The organism is Pseudomonas sp. 39004, from assembly GCF_028682155.1.
In the GTDB taxonomy this organism is placed as follows: domain Bacteria; phylum Pseudomonadota; class Gammaproteobacteria; order Pseudomonadales; family Pseudomonadaceae; genus Aquipseudomonas; species Aquipseudomonas capeferrum.
The window spans coordinates 1-16,564 of record NZ_JANIAG010000126.1 but is presented as its reverse complement, the minus strand read 5'-3'; the positions used below and the strand labels follow the sequence as shown (position 1 = coordinate 16,564).

The following is a 16,564-nucleotide window of genomic DNA, read 5'->3' as shown; positions in this document are numbered from 1 at the left end:
CCAAAAATCTCAATGCATGAATATCGCAATCAGGATAATCACCGGAATCGGCACCCCAATCATCCACAGCAGTAATGAGCGCATGATGTTTCTCCTTACTTAACGTTGAATGGTACGACGCGCGGTATAGTCCACCCCTTCCCCTTCCAGCCATACAACGCGATCACGCTGACGGCCACCGAGCAGCGCGGCGAGGCTGGCGAAGAATGCCCCACACAGCAGTGCGACGAAGGTCCACAGGGCCGTCCAGGCCGCCACTTTGGCTGCCGTATCAGCGGCTTGCTGCACCTCTACCTTGGCCTGTTGAACCTGAGCGAACACTTGATCGACCCGTGCCTCGGCCTCGGCCTGGCTCAGGCGGGTACGCTGGGCCACCAGTTGCGCCAGGTAAGCGCGGTCACCTTCGGCCAGCGTCCCTTGCGCGATGGACTTGGCAATAATGCGCGCCGCAATACCATTGGCTGCGTCGTCACTGACAGGTGCCGGGCCATCATTGCGGAACAGGCTGTCAACGAAATAGGCATTGGGATCAGGCTTTGGCGCCATGCTGGCAGCAGCCCCTACCGCGCTTGCCCCGGCCTGTGCACCGGCAGTGGCAAGGCCACCAGCGGTGCTCAGGATCAACATGGCCGCCACCAGCGTGGCCACTGCCCAGGCAAGGAAGCCATGGGCCGTATCACGAAAATACACTTCATCACCGTGCAGATTGGCCCACTTCACCCGCAGCCGACCGGCGATATAGCCGCCCAAGCCTGAGGCGAAGATCTGTGTCAGTAGCAGCCAGATGATCGCCGAAACACCCAGGGTCTGGGCGCTGGCACCTTCATCAGCCCAGGGCGAGGTAGCCGCGAAGCCTAGCCCCGCACCCAGCACCACAAGGATCAATGACAACGCGGCAGCCGCTGCGGCCCCCGCGAAAATGGCCGCCCAGGACACGCCAGAGCGATGCTGTGAATCGACATACGGGTAATCGGCAGAGGGGATCATGGTTTTTCGCCTTTGTAGTGATCGACAAGTCCGTTCGCCCTAGAGCCGGTGCAGGGGATGTGCCAGTTGTGTCAAAAAATGACACTCAACTGAATCAATGACTTAAATCACTGGCCCAACCAAGGACCGTGCAAAATGCCGGATTCACCACACGCCAACGCCGTGTTCTGCAATGCCGGTTGATCTGGCACTATCTGCCCATGACCTCCCAGTACCCAACCGACGGCCCGCAGCAAACGCCCATCACCGCCGAAACCGTGATGCGCTACCACTTGTGCTGGAAGCACCGCGACCTCGACGGCGTGATGGCGCTCTACCACCCCGACGTCCAGTACCACGACTTCTTCCAGAACCGCGTGCTCGGCTTCGACGCCCTGCGCGACTACGTGAGCGTCTGCCTGCCCCATGAAGCCGGCGAGGACATCGTCCACAGCGACCGAATCCGCGTCGATGGCTGCACTGCGTTCATCCAGTACCAGGTCACGGTGCAGGGTGGTGAAGGCCTGGTGGCGTTCCAGTCCAGCGAGGCGATCACCGTCAAGGACGGGCTGATCTGGCGCGTCAACGAATACGCCACGCTGGTCCGACAGAACAACCGAGAGCAAGCCGGCAGCGGCCCGCGTCCGGCCACCAGCCGACTGGGCCTTTCACCGCGCCAGCTGTCAACCATGGCCCAGGACCTGGAGAGCTACTTCCAGCGTCAACGCCCCTACCTCGACCCTGAACTGGACTTGCAGCAGGTCGCCGATGCCAGCGGCTACAGCCGCAACCAGATTTCCTACCTGCTCAACCAGGTGCTTGGCCAAAGCTTCTACCGCTACGTGAACCAGGCGCGGCTACAGCACCTGATGGCCAGCCTGAACGACGACAGCGTCGAGGCAACGATCGATGAGCTGGCGTTCAGCGCGGGCTTCAATTCGCTATCGGCGTTCTACAAGTGCTTCCGTGAACAGACCGGGCTCACACCCAAGGCCTACCTCAAGCAAATTTCCCTGCGTGCACGCACGTAAGACAGCCCTCCCCAAACGCCACTAGGATCGCCCACAGACCTTGACGGATGTGGAGCCGAACCTGATGCAACCCCTGCGCACGCTCAGCCTGTGGATGGACCAGCTCGACGAGCCGCTGTGCGCGCGCCCGGCACTGCGCGACGACCTTGACGTTGACGTGTGCATCATCGGCGCCGGCTACACCGGCCTGTGGACCGCGTACTACCTCAAGCGCCAGGCGCCCCAGCTGAACATTGCCGTGATCGAAGCCAACATCGCCGGCTTCGGCGCCTCTGGGCGCAATGGCGGCTGGCTGATGGGCAACCTGCTCGGCGAAGACCGCTTGCTTGCCGCGCTGTCGCCGCAACAACGCCGCGTCAGCATCGACCTGCTGCATGGCATCCCCGATGAAGTCCACACCGTGCTGCAACGCGAAGCCATCGACTGCGACTACCGCAAAGGTGGCGTGCTGTACTGCGCCGCCCGCTACCCGGAACAGGAACGCAGCCTGCGTGCCTACCTCGACGACCTGTACCGCCAGGGCATGACCGAGGATGATTACCGCTGGCTGCGCCCCGAGCAACTGGACGCACAACTGCGGGTGAGCAACGCCTACGGCGCGATCTACAGCCCGCACACCGCGACCATCCAGCCCGCCAAGCTGGCCCGTGGCCTGGCCCGAGCGGTAGAGGCGCTGGGCGTGCCGATCTACGAGAACACCCCTGCCATCGACTGGCAGCCCGGTGAAGTTCGCACCCCCTTGGCGCGCATCCGCTGCCAGTGGACGGTGCCCGCCGTGGAAGGTTATGCCGCCAGCCTGCCACCTTTGGGCAAGCATCAGCTACCGGTGCAGAGCTTGCTGGTGGCGACCGAGCCACTGCCCGATTCGACCTGGGAGCAGATCGGCCTGGCCCAGGGCCAAGCCTTCAGCGAAAGCAGCCGTCAGGTTACCTACGGCCAGCGCACCGCCGACAACCGCCTGGTGTTCGGCGCCCGTGGCGGCTATCGCTTCGGTGGCCGCCTGCGCGAAGACTTCACCCTGACCGAAGCCGAAGTCGAACTGCGCCGCTACCTGTTCAGCGAGCTGTTCCCGCAGCTCAAGCATGTGCGCATCACCCACTCCTGGGGCGGCAACCTGGGCATGGCCCGACGCTTCCGACCGCACATGCTGTGCGACCGCCAGCGCGGCATCGCCTTGGCCGGCGGCTACGGCGGCGAGGGGGTCGGCGCCACCAACCTTGGCGGGCGGACGTTGGCGGCACTGATCCTCAACCAGCACAACGCACTGACCGCGCAACCCTGGGTACTCGACAACCGCCCGTTGTCGAGCCTGGCCAGCTGGCCACCCGAGCCCTGCCGCTGGTTGGGCTACAACGCGATCATCCAGAGTTTCGTCCACGAGGACCGCACCCTCGCCAACCGCGCCAGCGCACCGTGGCGGCGGCGCCTGGCCAGCTCACTGGCAGACTTCATGGAAGGCTTCATGCACTGACTTACCGTTCACCTACACAGGATCCACCGGTCATGAGCATCACTCACTTCAAACACACCGAAAGCGCCGTTCTTGAAAGCTCCAACCCGGTCGCAGTGCCGCTCGGCGAGCCCGTGGCGGTGGCCTCGGTCACCTGCGTGGAGCGCAGCGATGGCGTCGAAACCGGCATCTGGGAGTGCAGCCCCGGGCGCTGGCGACGGCAGATCGTGCAACAAGAGTTCTGCCACATCATCAAGGGCCGCTGCACCTTCACCCCCGACGGTGGCGAGCCCCTCTACATAGAAGCCGGAGACGCACTGACGCTACCGGCCAACAGCACCGGCACCTGGGACATCCTGGAGACCGTGCGCAAGACTTACGTGCTTATTTTCTGATCCGCTGATCGCCTGCCTTCGATAACAACAGACAAAGCAAGGTAAACCCGACATGCGCACCCTTCTTCTTGCACCTCTGATGCTGGCCGTCAGCATGGCCAACGCCGCCGACACGGTGAAGATCTACAACTGGTCCAGCTACGTCGCGCCCGACACCCTGAAGCACTTTCAGCAAACCACCGGCATCAATCCCACCTACGACGTGTACGACAGCAACGAAACCCTCGATGGCAAGCTGATGACCGGTAATTCCGGCTACGACGTGGTGTTTCCGTCCAACCACTTCATGGCCCGGCAGATCCAGGGCAAGGCCCTGAAGAAGCTGGACAAGTCGCAGTTGCCCAACTGGCAAAATCTCAACCCGGTGCTGCTCAAGGCACTGGAGGTCAACGACCCGGGCAACCAGTACGGCTTCCCGTACCTCTGGGGCAGTACGGGCATTGGCTACAACATCGACAAGGTCAAGGCCGTGCTCGGCGACAACGCGCCGCTGGACTCATGGGACCTGATCTTCAAGCCCGAGTACATGAGCAAGCTGAAAAGCTGCGGCGTCGCGGTGCTGGACAACGGCCCCGAGCTGCTGCCGATTGCCCTGCATTACCTGGGCTTGCCGCATCACAGCCAGGACCCGAAGGACTACGAGAAGGCCAAGGACTTGCTGATGAAGGTGCGGCCGTACATCAGCTACTTCCATTCATCCAAGTACACCGGTGACCTGGCCAATGGCGATATCTGCGTGGTGGTGGGCTTCTCCGGTGATGTGCTGCAGGCGAAAAACCGCGCTGATGAAGCGAAGAATGGGGTGAAGGTGGGGTATTCGATCCCCAAGGAAGGCGCGCCGATGTGGTTCGACATGGTTGCCATGCCGGCCGATGCCCCGGATGAGAAGGCGGGTTATGCCTACATGAATTATCTGCTGCAACCGGAGGTGATGGCCAACATCAGTAACCACGTGCAGTACGCCAACGGTAACCTCAAGGCTGACGGCCTGGTGGACCCGGCGATGAAGGGCAATACAATGATTTACCCCAGTGACGAAGTGATGGGCAAGCTGTATGCGCTGGAGGCGATGCCGGCCAAGCTCGACCGCATTCGCACGCGGATCTGGACCAGTATCAAAGCCGGAAACTGACAACAGCTGCAAGCTTCAAGCTTCAAGCTTCAAGCCGCAAGCTACAAGAAAGGCGGGCCAATACAGGCTCGCTTCCACTTGTAGCTTCCAGCTTGAGGCTCGAAGCTGCTTTTAGTGGTGCTCGCGAGTAGCGCGGAATTTCACATCCGGCCAGCGCTCTTCCATCAACGCCAGGTTGACCCGGGTCGGCGCCAGGTAGGTCAGGTGGCCGCCACCGTCGATGGCCAGGTTCTCCATGGCCTTGGTCTGGAATTCCTCAAGCTTCTTCTTGTCATCACAGCTGATCCAGCGCGCCGACCACACGGTGATCGGCTCGTAGGCGCACTCGACTTTGTACTCTTCCTTCAAGCGGCTGGCGACTACGTCGAACTGCAGCACACCGACCGCACCGAGGATGATGTCGTTGCTGCGCTCGGGGAAGAACACCTGGGTCGCCCCCTCTTCGGCCAGCTGCTGCAGGCCCTGGCGCAGCTGCTTGGACTTGAGCGGGTCCTTCAGGCGCACACGGCGGAACAGCTCCGGAGCAAAGTGCGGGATACCGGTGAAGCCCAGTGCTTCGCCTTCGGTGAAGGTGTCGCCGATCTGGATGGTGCCGTGGTTGTGCAGGCCGATGATATCGCCGGCAAAGGCTTCTTCCAGCTGCTCGCGCTCGGACGAGAAGAAGGTCAGTGCGTCACCGATGCGCAGGTCCTTGCCGGTACGCACGTGGCGCATCTTCATGCCCTTCTCGTACTTGCCCGAGCAGATGCGCATGAAGGCGATACGGTCACGGTGTTTCGGGTCCATGTTCGCCTGGATCTTGAACACGAAGCCTGTGAACTTCTCTTCTACCGGCTCCACGGTACGCTCGTGCGCCACACGGGCCAGCGGGCGCGGCGCCCAGTCGACAACGGCGTCGAGCACATGGTCGACACCGAAGTTGCCCAGTGCGGTACCGAAGAACACTGGGGTCAGTTGGCCGTTGATGAACTCGTCCTGATCGAATTCATGGCAGGCGCCCTGCACCAGCTCAAGCTGTTCGAGGAAGCGATCATATTCGTCACCCAGGTGCGCACGCGCTTCATCGGAATCAAGCTTCTCGATGATTTTTACCTCGGTACGCTCATGGCCGTGGCCCGGGGTGTAGACGATGATGTAGTCGCCGGCCAGGTGGTACACACCCTTGAAGTCGCGGTAGCAACCGATCGGCCAGGTGATTGGCGCGGCCTTGATCTTCAGCACCGCCTCGATTTCGTCGAGCAGTTCGATCGGGTCGCGGATATCACGGTCGAGTTTGTTGATGAAGCTGACGATGGGCGTGTCACGCAGGCGGCAGACGTCCATCAGGGCGATGGTCCGCGGCTCTACACCTTTACCGCCGTCGAGCACCATCAGCGCCGAGTCCACCGCGGTCAGGGTGCGGTAGGTGTCTTCCGAGAAGTCTTCGTGGCCGGGGGTGTCGAGCAGGTTGATCATGTGCTCGCGGTACGGGAACTGCATCACCGAGGTGGTGATGGAGATGCCGCGCTGCTTCTCCATTTCCATCCAGTCGGAGGTGGCGTGGCGGTCGGACTTGCGCGACTTCACGGTACCGGCGACGGCAATGGCCTTGCCCATCAGCAGGAGCTTCTCGGTGATGGTGGTCTTACCGGCGTCGGGGTGGGAAATAATTGCGAAAGTGCGGCGCTTCGCGACTTCGGCGGCCTGGTTGGTCATGGGAAATCGCCTGACTGGGGGATTCGAAAAGGGGCAATATCATACCTGAGTTTGGCCGGGGACCAAAATCTGGGCGTGCATTTCGGCAGTTTTCGTCGGCTGTGAGATCGAGCGCCGCCCGCGCGGCGCATCGCGAGCGAAGCTCGCTCCTACATTCGTTTCGGGCCAATTATTCCTGAAACATTGGCGCGCGGCCCCTTGGTGTCCGCCGAAATATCGCGTCGGACCAACAAGGCGGTCGCGCGCGTTGGCATAGGCGTTACTGGCCCGAAACGAATGTAGGAGCGAGCTTCGCTCGCGATGCGCCGCGCGGGCGGCGCTCGATTTCAACAACGATGAAAATCTACCGTCGTCCACTTTGTTACCACCAACCCTGCCTCCTTTGAGAAAAATCCCTACCAATTTGGATCCTGAATAAAAACCCCGCCATATCAGACAATTCAGTGCCCGGAAGTAAAATTTACGATTATTTCTCGTGCAAAATTTGCACATGCCCAGTGATTAACACTGGCCAAATGCCGCCTCAGATGGGAACCTTTACGCCCTCGGAGACGTCCACTCCCCTGCAACCCGCTTCGCTTGGGGACTGGTTTCATCAGCTTTTTCGGGCCCGACGGGGTTCGGCTCATGGCCTGATCGCTGCCTTGCGCACGCATCACGCTGCTACTCGCGAACACACCCACCGCCGCCAGTGATGGCCGGCAAAAAAAGAAGTGTGCTCGCCGACAACACAAGGAGTCCGCCTGTGGCTACACGCTACGGAAAAGGGCTGTTGGGATGCGCCACCGTGCTCGTCATCCTGGCCCTGCTGATCCACTGGATCGGCATCGACACGATCGCGCGTTACCGCGACGATCTTGGGTTCTACCTGCAAGCGCACCTGGTACTGGTGCTGGCTTCGATGGCGGCGGCGTTGGCCGTGGGCATCCCCGCAGGCATTGCGTTAAGTCGACCGCACCGGGTCGACAAAGCCGAACGCTTCATGCAGTTCTTCAACGTTGGCAACACCATTCCCCCTCTGGCCGTTCTGGCCATCGCGCTCAGTATCCTGGGCATCGGCGCCGGGCCCGCGATCTTCGCGCTGTTCCTCGCCTCCCTCCTGCCCATCGTGCGCAACACCTACGAGGGCCTGAAAAACGTCCCCGCCTCGCTCAAGGAAGCCGCCACCGGCATCGGCATGACCCCGCGCCAGCAACTGTGGCAGGTGGAATTGCCCAATGCCGTGCCGATCATCGTCGGCGGTGTGCGTGTGGCCCTGGCCCTGAACGTAGGCACCGCGCCCCTGGCGTTCCTGATCGGCGCCAACAGCCTGGGCAGCCTGATCTTCCCTGGCATCGCCCTGAACAACCAGCCGCAGCTGCTGCTGGGCGCCGCTTGTACGGCGCTGCTGGCACTGCTGCTCGACGCGCTGGTGAGCTTCTCCAGCAGGCGCTGGCTGGAACGTGGCCTGGCCCAATAAGAAGAGGGAACGTATGAAGAAGAGAATCGCCTTGCTGCTGGGCGCGGCCCTGCTGTTCGCAGGGTTTGCCCAGGCAGCGGACAAACCGCTGATCCGCATCGGTGCGCGGGTGTTCACCGAACAGACCGTGCTTGCCGAAATCACCGCCCAATACCTGCGCGCAAACGGCTTCGATGTGCGCGTGACCACCGGCCTTGGCAGCAACATCGCCCGCCAGGCACAAGAGACCGGCCAGCTCGACCTGATGTGGGAGTACACCGGTGTATCGCTGGTGTCATACAACCACATCGACGAACGCATGCCCAACGCCGAGGCCACCTACGCCAAGGTCAAGGCACTGGACGCGAAAAAGGGCCTGATCTGGCTGACCCCCTCGAACTTCAGCAACACCTATGCCCTGGGCCTGCCCAAGCAAGTGGCCGAAGCCTACCCGCAGGTGAACTCGATCAGCGACCTCAACCAGGTGCTGCGTGATGAACACGACCGCACCCACCTGGTGGCCCTGGACACCGAGTTCGCCAACCGCCCTGATGGCCTGGTAGGCCTGCGCGAGCTGTACGGCTTGCCGCTGGACCGCCGCAACATCCGCCAGATGGATGGCGGCCTGGTGTACACGGCCATGCGCAACAACCAGGTGTTCGCCGGCCTGGTCTACACCACGGACGGGCGCCTGAACGCCTTCGACCTCAAGCTGCTGGACGACGACAAGCACTACTTCCCCGACTACACCGCCGCCCCGGTGGTGCGCAAAGCCGTGCTCGACGCCAACCCCAACCTGGCCACCCTGCTCAAGCCGCTGGCCGAGCAGCTCGACGACGAAACCATGCGCCAGCTCAACGCCCAAGTCGACGTCGAACACCAGAACCCCACCGCCGTGGCCGCAGCCTTCCTGCGTGAGCATCCTTTGAAGGAGGTACAGCCATGAGCCTGCTCGACACCTTCGCCCACCTCGACTGGGCCCAGGTCCTGCAACTGACCTGGCAACACATCATGCTGGTCGGCATCGCCGTCAGCCTGGCCATCCTCGTCGGCGTGCCACTGGGCATCCTGATGACGCGCTTCCCGGCCGTCGCAGGCCCGCTGCAGGCCAGCGCCACGGTGCTGCTGACCATTCCCTCGATCGCCCTGTTCGGTCTGCTGCTGCCGTTCTATTCCAAGTTCGGCCAAGGCCTCGGCCCGCTGCCGGCGATCACTGCGGTATTCCTCTATTCACTGCTGCCGATCCTGCGCAACACCTACCTCGCCCTGACCAACGTCGAGCCCGGTATCCGTGAAGCCGCGCGGGGTATCGGCATGACCTTCGGCCAACGCCTGCGCATGGTCGAACTGCCGATTGCGGTGCCGGTGATCCTCGCCGGCGTGCGCACCGCCGTGGTGATGAACATCGGCGTGATGACCATCGCCGCGACCATCGGTGCCGGTGGCCTGGGCGTGCTCATCCTGACCTCCATCAGCCGCAGCGACATGTCGATGTTGCTGGTCGGCGCCGTGCTGGTCAGCCTGCTGGCGATCATCGCCGACCTGCTCCTGCAAACCCTGCAACGTGCCCTGACTCCAGAAGGACTGCGCTCATGATCGAACTCAAGAACCTCAGCAAAACCTTCAACGTCAACGGCAAGGATGTCAAAGCCGTCGACGCGGTCAGCCTGACTGTCAACGAAGGCGAAATCTGCGTATTCCTCGGCCCCTCGGGCTGCGGCAAGAGCACCACGCTGAAAATGATCAACCGCCTGATCACGCCCACCTCCGGCCAGGTGTTCATCAATGGCGAAGACACCAGCGGGCTGGACGAAGTCACCCTGCGCCGCCACATCGGCTACGTGATCCAGCAGATCGGCCTGTTCCCCAACATGACCATCGAGGAGAACATCACCGTGGTCCCGCGCCTGCTCGGCTGGGACAAGCAGAAGTGCCACGACCGCGCCCGCGAGCTGATGCACATGATCAAGCTCGAGCCAAAGCAGTACCTGCAGCGCTACCCGCGTGAGCTTTCCGGTGGCCAGCAGCAGCGTATCGGCGTGATCCGTGCGCTGGCTGCCGACGCGCCGGTGCTGTTGATGGACGAGCCGTTCGGCGCAGTCGACCCGATCAACCGCGAGATGATCCAGAACGAGTTCTTCGAGATGCAGCGGGCGTTGAACAAGACCGTGATCATGGTCAGCCACGACATCGACGAAGCGCTCAAGCTGGGCGACAAGATCGCCATCTTCCGTGCCGGCAAGCTGTTGCAGCTGGACCACCCGGACACCCTGCTGGCGCACCCGGTGGATGACTTCGTCAGCAACTTCGTCGGCCAGGACAGTACCTTGAAACGCCTGTTGCTGGTGCGTGCCGAAGACGCGGCGGACAACGCCCCGTCAGTCAGCCCGGACACGCCGGTGAGCGATGCGCTGGAGCTGCTGGACGAGCACGACCGCCGCTACGTGGTGGTGACCGATGCGCAGAACAAGGCGCTGGGCTATGTGCGCCGGCGCGACATGCACCGCCAGCAAGGGGCCTGTGGCGACTTCCTGCGCCAGTTCAATGCCACCGCATCGCACGATGAGAACCTGCGCATCCTGCTGTCGCGGATGTACGAGTTCAACCGGGCGTGGTTGCCGGTACTGGATGCCGAGCAGGTGTTTTTGGGCGAGGTGACGCAGGAGTCGATTGCGGCTTACTTGAGCTCGGGGCGATCACGCGGGGCGAAGACCAGCATCGTGTCGCCGGCTGAGGCGGTGGTTTCCTGATTTTTGGGGGGCGCTTTGCGCCCCTTTCCGACCGGTCCGGCGCCCCGGCAAGGCCGCTCCTACACACATCTGTGGGGAGCGGGCTTGCCCCGAGAATGGGACGACGCTGTATCAGAACCCTACACTGGCCTGCACATAAAAGGTCCGAGGCTCACCCACATAGAGGCCAGCATTGTTGTCGCTGGAGCGGGTGAAGTACTGCTTGTCGAACAGGTTCTTCACCCCCGCCGCCACCTTCAGGTTGGCCATCTGCGCCCCGAAGTCATACCCCCCACGGGCATGCCAGGTCACGTAACCCGGAATATCCCCATACTGCCCATCGGCACTCGGCTCGGTGATGTAGTCACCATTGAAGCTGCCATCACTATTGATCCCGGTGCCCGGTGCACGCTGCTTGGATTGGGCATAGGCGTCCAGGTTCCAGGTCCAGCGGTTGATCGCATAGCGCACGCCGGCAGTGGCCACCTGGCGTGAGTAGAACGGCAGGTCACGTCCCTTGAAGCCGGGAATCTCCCCCTCGTATGTGGCGCGGGTATAGGTGTAGCCGCCATTCACCGACAAGCCTTCGAGCCGCGGGTCCAGGCCGGCCAGGTCATAACGCACCGACGCTTCGATACCCTGGTGCTTGGTGGCGCCCAGGTTGGTCCAGCCGACATCGTTGCTGATGTACTGCAGCTCGTCATCGAAGTCGATGTAGAACGCGGTCAGTTCACCGGCGAAGCCGCCGTTGTCATAGCGCGTACCCACTTCATAAGTCTTGGCCTTTTCCGGTTCCAGCCCGTTGGCCGTGCTGTTGCCGGTACCGCCCTGGCCCAGCTGGAAGTACTGCAGGCTGCCGAACGAGGTCTCGTAGTTGGCGAACACCTTCCAGGCATCGGAGAGGTGGTACATCACGCTCAGTGCCGGCAGCGGTTCGTTGCTGGTGATGCTGCGCTTCTTCTCTGCCACCGGGCGGTTGTTGGCGTCCAGCACCGGGCGGTCGCGCCAGTCGGTGTTGATGTGCTCGAAGCGGATGCCTGGGGTGATGGTCCAGTTGCCGACGTCGATCTTGTCGTCGATGTAGTAGGCGCTGGCCTCGGTGCCGCCGCTACGGTCCTGGAACACATGGCCGTCAGAGGTCGGGGTGGGCGTCGGCACGTTGTCGATCAGCGCCAGGCGGGTCGACTGCTCGCGCATGGCCTCTTTCAGGTAGCGGTAACCCACACTGACTTCCTGGGTAGTGGGGCCGGCGAAGAAGATCCGCGACAGGCGCGGTTCGATGGCGAAGGTGTGGTAGTTGCGCGGGTACGACGACAGGGTCTTCATGTCACGCGAGGCGATGGCGCTGCCACGGAAGCTGTCGGTGTAGTAGGTCAGCACTTCGAACTGGGTAGCGTCGTCGAGCTGGCGCTGCCACTTGAACGACACATCCTTGCGCCGGCCGGCGAAGTAGTCGTAGTCGCGCAGCGACTGGTACGGGTTGCTGTCGTACTGGGCCTGGGTCAGGCCACCGGGCATGTCGGCACGGCCATCGTAGTAATGGAAGTTGAGCCAGAACTCGTCAACGTCAGTCGGGGCCCAGTGGGTCTTGAGGATCACGTCGTCGATGTCGTTGCCGTTGTTGCTCTCGCGGTAACCGTTGCCGTTCACCCCGGTGTACAGCAGCGCCACGCCCATGCCGTTGTCGGCGGTGCCGCCGACGAAGGCCGACTCGGTGTGCTTCCAGCCGCCATGCTGCGAGGTTTCCAGGGTGGTGGAAAGCTCAGCCGAGGCCTTCTCGGGGATCGCCCGGGTGACGAAGTTGATCACCCCGCCGACGTTCTGCGGGCCGTAGCGCACAGAGCCTGCGCCGCGCACCACGTCGATGCTGTCCAGGTTGCCCGAAGAGATCGGCGCCATCGACAGCTGCGGCTGGCCATAAGGGGCGAACGCCGCCGGGATGCCATCGATCAACACGGTCGAGCGGGGCGACAGCCGCGAGGTCAGGCCGCGCACGCCAACATTCAGCGACAGGTCGCTGCCACCGGTGCCGTTGGAGTCCTGCACCTGCACGCCAGGGATGCCGCGCAGCACGTCGCGAACGTTCATTGCACCCTGCTCGACCATGGCCTCGCGGCGCACCACGGTGCGCGCGCCGGGGTGGTTCTGCACCACGGCCTGGTCGGCATCGCCCAGCCAGTCACCGACCACCTTGATGTCGGTGGGCGCCAGCTCCAGGCTACCGCTGCCCAGGTCGAGGGTGGTCGGCAGCGGCTTTACCACCACTGTGTCCTGGGCCATCTCGAAGGTCAGCCCGCTGCCTTGCAGCAACTGTTGCAGCGCCTGCACCGGCGCCAGGTTGCCGGACACCGCCGGGGCCTGTTTGCCGGCCACAAGCTCAGGGCTGTAGAACAGTTGCAGGTTGGTCTGCTGGCCCAATTGGCTCAGCGCCGAGGCCAGCGGTTGTGCCTGGATCTGGATTGCGCCGCCAGCCTGTTCGGCGTGGCTGTTGACGGCCACGGCACTGACCGCGAGGGCCAGCGCCAGGGCGCGAAAGCGTGGCAAGGATTTGTTGTTGTTCACGTCGTCAGACATCCTGAAGTGCGGGATAAACGCCAACCGCATGCAAATGTAAATGCTTGGCAGTTGCAGCTGGCGAGGAAGACGAACGAGCTGAAAAAAACCTGAATCTATTTCGCGATTATTTCGCGAGAGCCGTCTTCATGGGCTTTGATGGCCACCGGCAAGATGCTCGGCAAGGCCCGCAGCAGTGCATCGGTGTCGTCGGTGCTGAAGGTGCTTGAGAGGCGCATCTGTGCCACCTTGCCGGGGGCAACACGCAGCGGCTGGGTGCGGTAGCGGGAAACTTCGGCCACCACCTCGGCCAGGGTGGCGTTGTCGAACACCAGTTTGCCCTGGCGCCAGGCGGTCAGGGCAGCGGTATTGACCACGTAGGGCGTTGCCACCTTGCCTTGTGCATCTATATGCGCGCCCAGGCCGGCCGTCAGTTGCGCCAGCGAAGCATCCCTGCCCTGCACGCGTACCGAGCCTTGCTCGACCGCTACGCGGGTGGCGACCGGGTCCAGCCTTACATCAAAGCGGGTGCCGGTGACGGTCACGCTGCCTTGGGCCGTGTCGACCACGAACGGTCGGCTGCTGTCGTGGGCGACGATGAACATCGCCTCACCGGCGTTCAGTTGAATGTGCCGCCGCCCCGCGCTGAAATCGACCTGCAACTGCGTACCGCCGTTGAGCGCCAGCTGCGAGCCGTCCGGCAGTTCGACCTGGCGGCGCTCACCGAAGGCAGTCTGTAACTGGTCCTGATGATTGAGGCGCTGGTACTGCCAGCCACTCCAGCCGAGCCCCAGGGCAACCACTGCCACACCGGCCGCCAAGGCTTGGCGCAGCAAACGCCGCCGAGGCAGCTGGCGCACGGGCTCTGGCGCGCACAGGGCATCGAGGCGCTGGCGCGGTATGAAGTCGGCGGCGCGCCAGAGGCTGGCGAGCTGCTGGTATTCTTCGCGATGGCGTGGGTCCGCCTCCAGCCACCCTTGCAAGCGGGCCAGCAGCTCGGCATCCCGCGGCGCATCCTGCACGCGGGCGAACCATTCGGCCGCCTGCTCGCGGACGCTATCGGTACCGTGCTGGTTCATCGAAAAGGTCTCCTGACTCATCATGCCGACACATCCAGGTGCTCACGCAGGTGTCGGAGGGTGCGGATCATATACTTTTCGACCATGTTCTTGCTCAAGCCCATGCGCTCGGCAATCTCGGCCTGGGTCAGGCCTTCGAGCTTCTGCCAGATGAACACCCGTCGGCAGTTGAGCGGCAACTCGGCCAGCGCCCGCTCGACACTGTCGGCCAGCTCCAGCGCGTGTACGTAGGCTTCAGGGTCACCACTGTGGCTGGCGCTTTCCTCAAAGGCCTCCAGCCCCATTGCCTGGCGCCGGTCTTCGCGGCGAAATCCGTCCACGGCAATGTTGCGGGCGGTCTGGTGCAGGTAGGCACGGGGTTGCTCGACCTGTTCGCGGGGGTTTTCCAGGACCCGTACGAAGGCATCATGAGTGAGGTCCTCGGCCTGCTGACGACTGCGCAGCTTGCGCGTCCAGGTGCCGATCAGCTCATGGTAGTGGTCGAGGAAGCCTTTGGGTCCGGACACGGTCGGGTTTCGTCAGGGAGGCAGATAAGGGTGCGAATAGTAATGTTTCTCATCAAACACGGCAAATCCGTCAGTCGGTAACAAAAAATTTATACGGATTTCAGGCACTACAGTGCCAGGAAAATGTGGCCATAAATATGAACACCTCAGGGCCATTCGCGGGTGAGCCCGCGCCCACAGGATTAGCGCAATCCCTACGGGAGCGGCTTCACCCGCAAAAGGGCCGAAACGGTCCATTCCACAATATTTAACGCTTCAATCATCCCAGGGAACATCTGCCGGTCACATGAGTCGGTTATTCAAATGGCAGGTCGTCGATCCGCGACGAACATGCCCGGATTGCCTGTTGATCTTGCATTCTTCACGCCCTAAAGTGCGCGCCGAACGTCCATGCTGGAAACGATCCATCCGGCTCAAGTACTGAGTAGGCGAACCAAAGTGGGGATACGGAGGACGTTCAGTTTGCAGCCACTTATCTTTTCAGTTTGCCCATGGAGTCCCTGAGCATGTCGATCCAGGTCGAAGACTATTTCGCGCGTGACACCTTCCAGAAAATGAAGGCGTTCGCCGACAAGCAAGAAACCCCGTTCGTACTCATCGATACCCAGATGATCAGCAAGGCCTACGACGACCTGCGCGCCGGTTTCGAATTCGCCAAGGTCTACTACGCAGTCAAGGCCAACCCGGCGGTCGAGATCATCGACCTGCTCAAAGACAAAGGCTCGAGCTTCGACATCGCCTCGATCTACGAGCTGGACAAAGTGATGGACCGTGGCGTCAGCGCCGACCGCATCAGCTACGGCAACACCATCAAGAAGTCCAAGGACATCCGCTACTTCTACGAGAAGGGCGTGCGCCTGTACGCCACCGACTCGGAAGCCGACTTGCGCAACATCGCCAAGGCCGCGCCGGGTTCCAAGGTTTACGTGCGTATCCTCACCGAAGGCTCCACCACTGCAGACTGGCCGCTGTCGCGTAAATTCGGCTGCCAGACCGACATGGCCATGGACCTGCTGATCCTCGCCCGCGATCTGGGCCTGGTGCCTTACGGCATTTCCTTCCACGTCGGTTCGCAGCAACGCGACATCAGCGTGTGGGACGCGGCCATCGCCAAGGTCAAGGTGATCTTCGAGCGCCTGAAGGAAGAAGACGGCATCGAGCTGAAACTGATCAACATGGGTGGCGGCTTCCCGGCCAACTACATCACCCGTACCAACAGCCTGGAAACCTACGCCGAAGAGATCATCCGCTTTCTGAAGGAAGACTTTGGTGACGACCTGCCGGAAATCATCCTCGAGCCAGGCCGTTCGCTCATCGCCAACGCCGGCATCCTGGTCAGCGAAGTGGTGCTGGTAGCGCGCAAGTCGCGTACTGCGGTCGAGCGTTGGGTGTACACCGACGTGGGCAAATTCTCCGGCCTGATCGAAACCATGGACGAGTCCATCAAGTTCCCGATCTGGACCGAGAAGAAAGGCGAGATGGAAGAAGTGGTCATCGCCGGCCCGACCTGCGACAGCGCCGACATCATGTACGAGCACTACAAGTACGGCCTGCCGCTGAACCTGGCGATCGGCGACCGCCTGTACTGGC

The 16,564-nt window shown here is 62.4% G+C and carries 14 protein-coding genes; 9 read left to right on the top strand and 5 right to left on the bottom strand.

Annotated features, from left to right (window positions below):
• Positions 1-99 precede the first annotated feature (99 nt).
• Positions 100-987 (bottom strand): hypothetical protein, encoded by an 888-nt coding sequence (locus NP534_RS19595; protein WP_274099794.1) that lies wholly within the window; start codon positions 985-987, stop codon positions 100-102.
• A gap of 200 nt (positions 988-1,187) precedes the next feature.
• Between NP534_RS19595 and NP534_RS19590 the strand changes: the two genes are divergently transcribed.
• From NP534_RS19590 to NP534_RS19575, 4 genes are all read left to right on the top strand, one after another.
• Positions 1,188-1,997: a helix-turn-helix domain-containing protein gene (locus tag NP534_RS19590; RefSeq protein WP_274099793.1), complete on the top strand. Its 810-nt coding sequence runs from the start codon at positions 1,188-1,190 to the stop codon at positions 1,995-1,997.
• A gap of 64 nt (positions 1,998-2,061) precedes the next feature.
• Positions 2,062-3,468, top strand: a complete 1,407-nt coding sequence (locus NP534_RS19585) for an NAD(P)/FAD-dependent oxidoreductase (RefSeq protein WP_274099792.1) — start codon at positions 2,062-2,064, stop codon at positions 3,466-3,468.
• A gap of 32 nt (positions 3,469-3,500) precedes the next feature.
• Complete coding sequence (locus NP534_RS19580; RefSeq protein WP_274099791.1) at positions 3,501-3,842, top strand: cupin domain-containing protein; 342 nt, start codon at positions 3,501-3,503, stop codon at positions 3,840-3,842.
• A gap of 52 nt (positions 3,843-3,894) precedes the next feature.
• Positions 3,895-4,974, top strand: coding sequence for a polyamine ABC transporter substrate-binding protein (locus tag NP534_RS19575; RefSeq protein WP_274099790.1), 1,080 nt, complete (start codon positions 3,895-3,897; stop codon positions 4,972-4,974).
• A 111-nt stretch (positions 4,975-5,085) separates the two neighbouring features.
• Here the strand turns inward: NP534_RS19575 and NP534_RS19570 are convergent, their stop codons facing one another.
• On the bottom strand, positions 5,086-6,669 hold the full coding sequence (locus NP534_RS19570) for a peptide chain release factor 3 (protein WP_033701146.1): 1,584 nt from the start codon (positions 6,667-6,669) through the stop codon (positions 5,086-5,088).
• Positions 6,670-7,414: 745 nt separating this feature from the next.
• Between NP534_RS19570 and NP534_RS19565 the strand changes: the two genes are divergently transcribed.
• The 4 genes from NP534_RS19565 to NP534_RS19550 are packed head-to-tail and all read left to right on the top strand — an operon-like array spanning position 7,415 to position 10,857.
• Positions 7,415-8,128: an ABC transporter permease gene (locus tag NP534_RS19565; RefSeq protein WP_033701148.1), complete on the top strand. Its 714-nt coding sequence runs from the start codon at positions 7,415-7,417 to the stop codon at positions 8,126-8,128.
• A 13-nt stretch (positions 8,129-8,141) separates the two neighbouring features.
• Entirely contained in the window at positions 8,142-9,053 is a 912-nt protein-coding gene (locus NP534_RS19560; RefSeq protein WP_095064044.1) for a glycine betaine ABC transporter substrate-binding protein, read from the top strand.
• Complete coding sequence (locus NP534_RS19555) at positions 9,050-9,703, top strand: ABC transporter permease (RefSeq protein WP_008090677.1); 654 nt, start codon at positions 9,050-9,052, stop codon at positions 9,701-9,703. Before NP534_RS19560 ends, NP534_RS19555 begins: the two co-directional genes overlap by 4 nt.
• Positions 9,700-10,857 (top strand): osmoprotectant ABC transporter ATP-binding protein OsmV, encoded by a 1,158-nt coding sequence (locus tag NP534_RS19550; RefSeq protein WP_033701154.1) that lies wholly within the window; start codon positions 9,700-9,702, stop codon positions 10,855-10,857. Before NP534_RS19555 ends, NP534_RS19550 begins: the two co-directional genes overlap by 4 nt.
• A 111-nt stretch (positions 10,858-10,968) precedes the next feature.
• Here NP534_RS19550 and NP534_RS19545 read toward each other — a convergent pair whose 3' ends face one another.
• The 3 genes from NP534_RS19545 to NP534_RS19535 all read right to left on the bottom strand — a co-directional run bounded on the left by NP534_RS19545 (position 10,969) and on the right by NP534_RS19535 (position 14,974).
• A complete protein-coding gene (locus tag NP534_RS19545) occupies positions 10,969-13,398 on the bottom strand; it encodes a TonB-dependent siderophore receptor (protein WP_274099789.1) in 2,430 nt (809 codons plus the stop codon).
• 107 nt (positions 13,399-13,505) lie between these two features.
• Positions 13,506-14,468: a FecR family protein gene (locus tag NP534_RS19540; protein ID WP_274099788.1), complete on the bottom strand. Its 963-nt coding sequence runs from the start codon at positions 14,466-14,468 to the stop codon at positions 13,506-13,508.
• A 20-nt stretch (positions 14,469-14,488) separates the two neighbouring features.
• Positions 14,489-14,974: a sigma-70 family RNA polymerase sigma factor gene (locus tag NP534_RS19535; protein ID WP_274099787.1), complete on the bottom strand. Its 486-nt coding sequence runs from the start codon at positions 14,972-14,974 to the stop codon at positions 14,489-14,491.
• Positions 14,975-15,480: 506 nt separating this feature from the next.
• Here NP534_RS19535 and NP534_RS19530 point away from each other — a divergent pair.
• The coding region (locus NP534_RS19530; protein WP_274099786.1) for a type III PLP-dependent enzyme at positions 15,481-16,564 on the top strand (1,084 nt) is incomplete at its 3' end.

Coding starts and splice junctions, on each gene's coding strand:
- NP534_RS19595 (WP_274099794.1), bottom strand. CDS start 987: ATGATCCCCTCTGCCGATTACCCGTATGTCGATTCACAGCATCGCTCT.
- NP534_RS19590 (WP_274099793.1), top strand. CDS start 1,188: ATGACCTCCCAGTACCCAACCGACGGCCCGCAGCAAACGCCCATCACC.
- NP534_RS19585 (WP_274099792.1), top strand. CDS start 2,062: ATGCAACCCCTGCGCACGCTCAGCCTGTGGATGGACCAGCTCGACGAG.
- NP534_RS19580 (WP_274099791.1), top strand. CDS start 3,501: ATGAGCATCACTCACTTCAAACACACCGAAAGCGCCGTTCTTGAAAGC.
- NP534_RS19575 (WP_274099790.1), top strand. CDS start 3,895: ATGCGCACCCTTCTTCTTGCACCTCTGATGCTGGCCGTCAGCATGGCC.
- NP534_RS19570 (WP_033701146.1), bottom strand. CDS start 6,669: ATGACCAACCAGGCCGCCGAAGTCGCGAAGCGCCGCACTTTCGCAATT.
- NP534_RS19560 (WP_095064044.1), top strand. CDS start 8,142: ATGAAGAAGAGAATCGCCTTGCTGCTGGGCGCGGCCCTGCTGTTCGCA.
- NP534_RS19555 (WP_008090677.1), top strand. CDS start 9,050: ATGAGCCTGCTCGACACCTTCGCCCACCTCGACTGGGCCCAGGTCCTG.
- NP534_RS19550 (WP_033701154.1), top strand. CDS start 9,700: ATGATCGAACTCAAGAACCTCAGCAAAACCTTCAACGTCAACGGCAAG.
- NP534_RS19540 (WP_274099788.1), bottom strand. CDS start 14,468: ATGAACCAGCACGGTACCGATAGCGTCCGCGAGCAGGCGGCCGAATGG.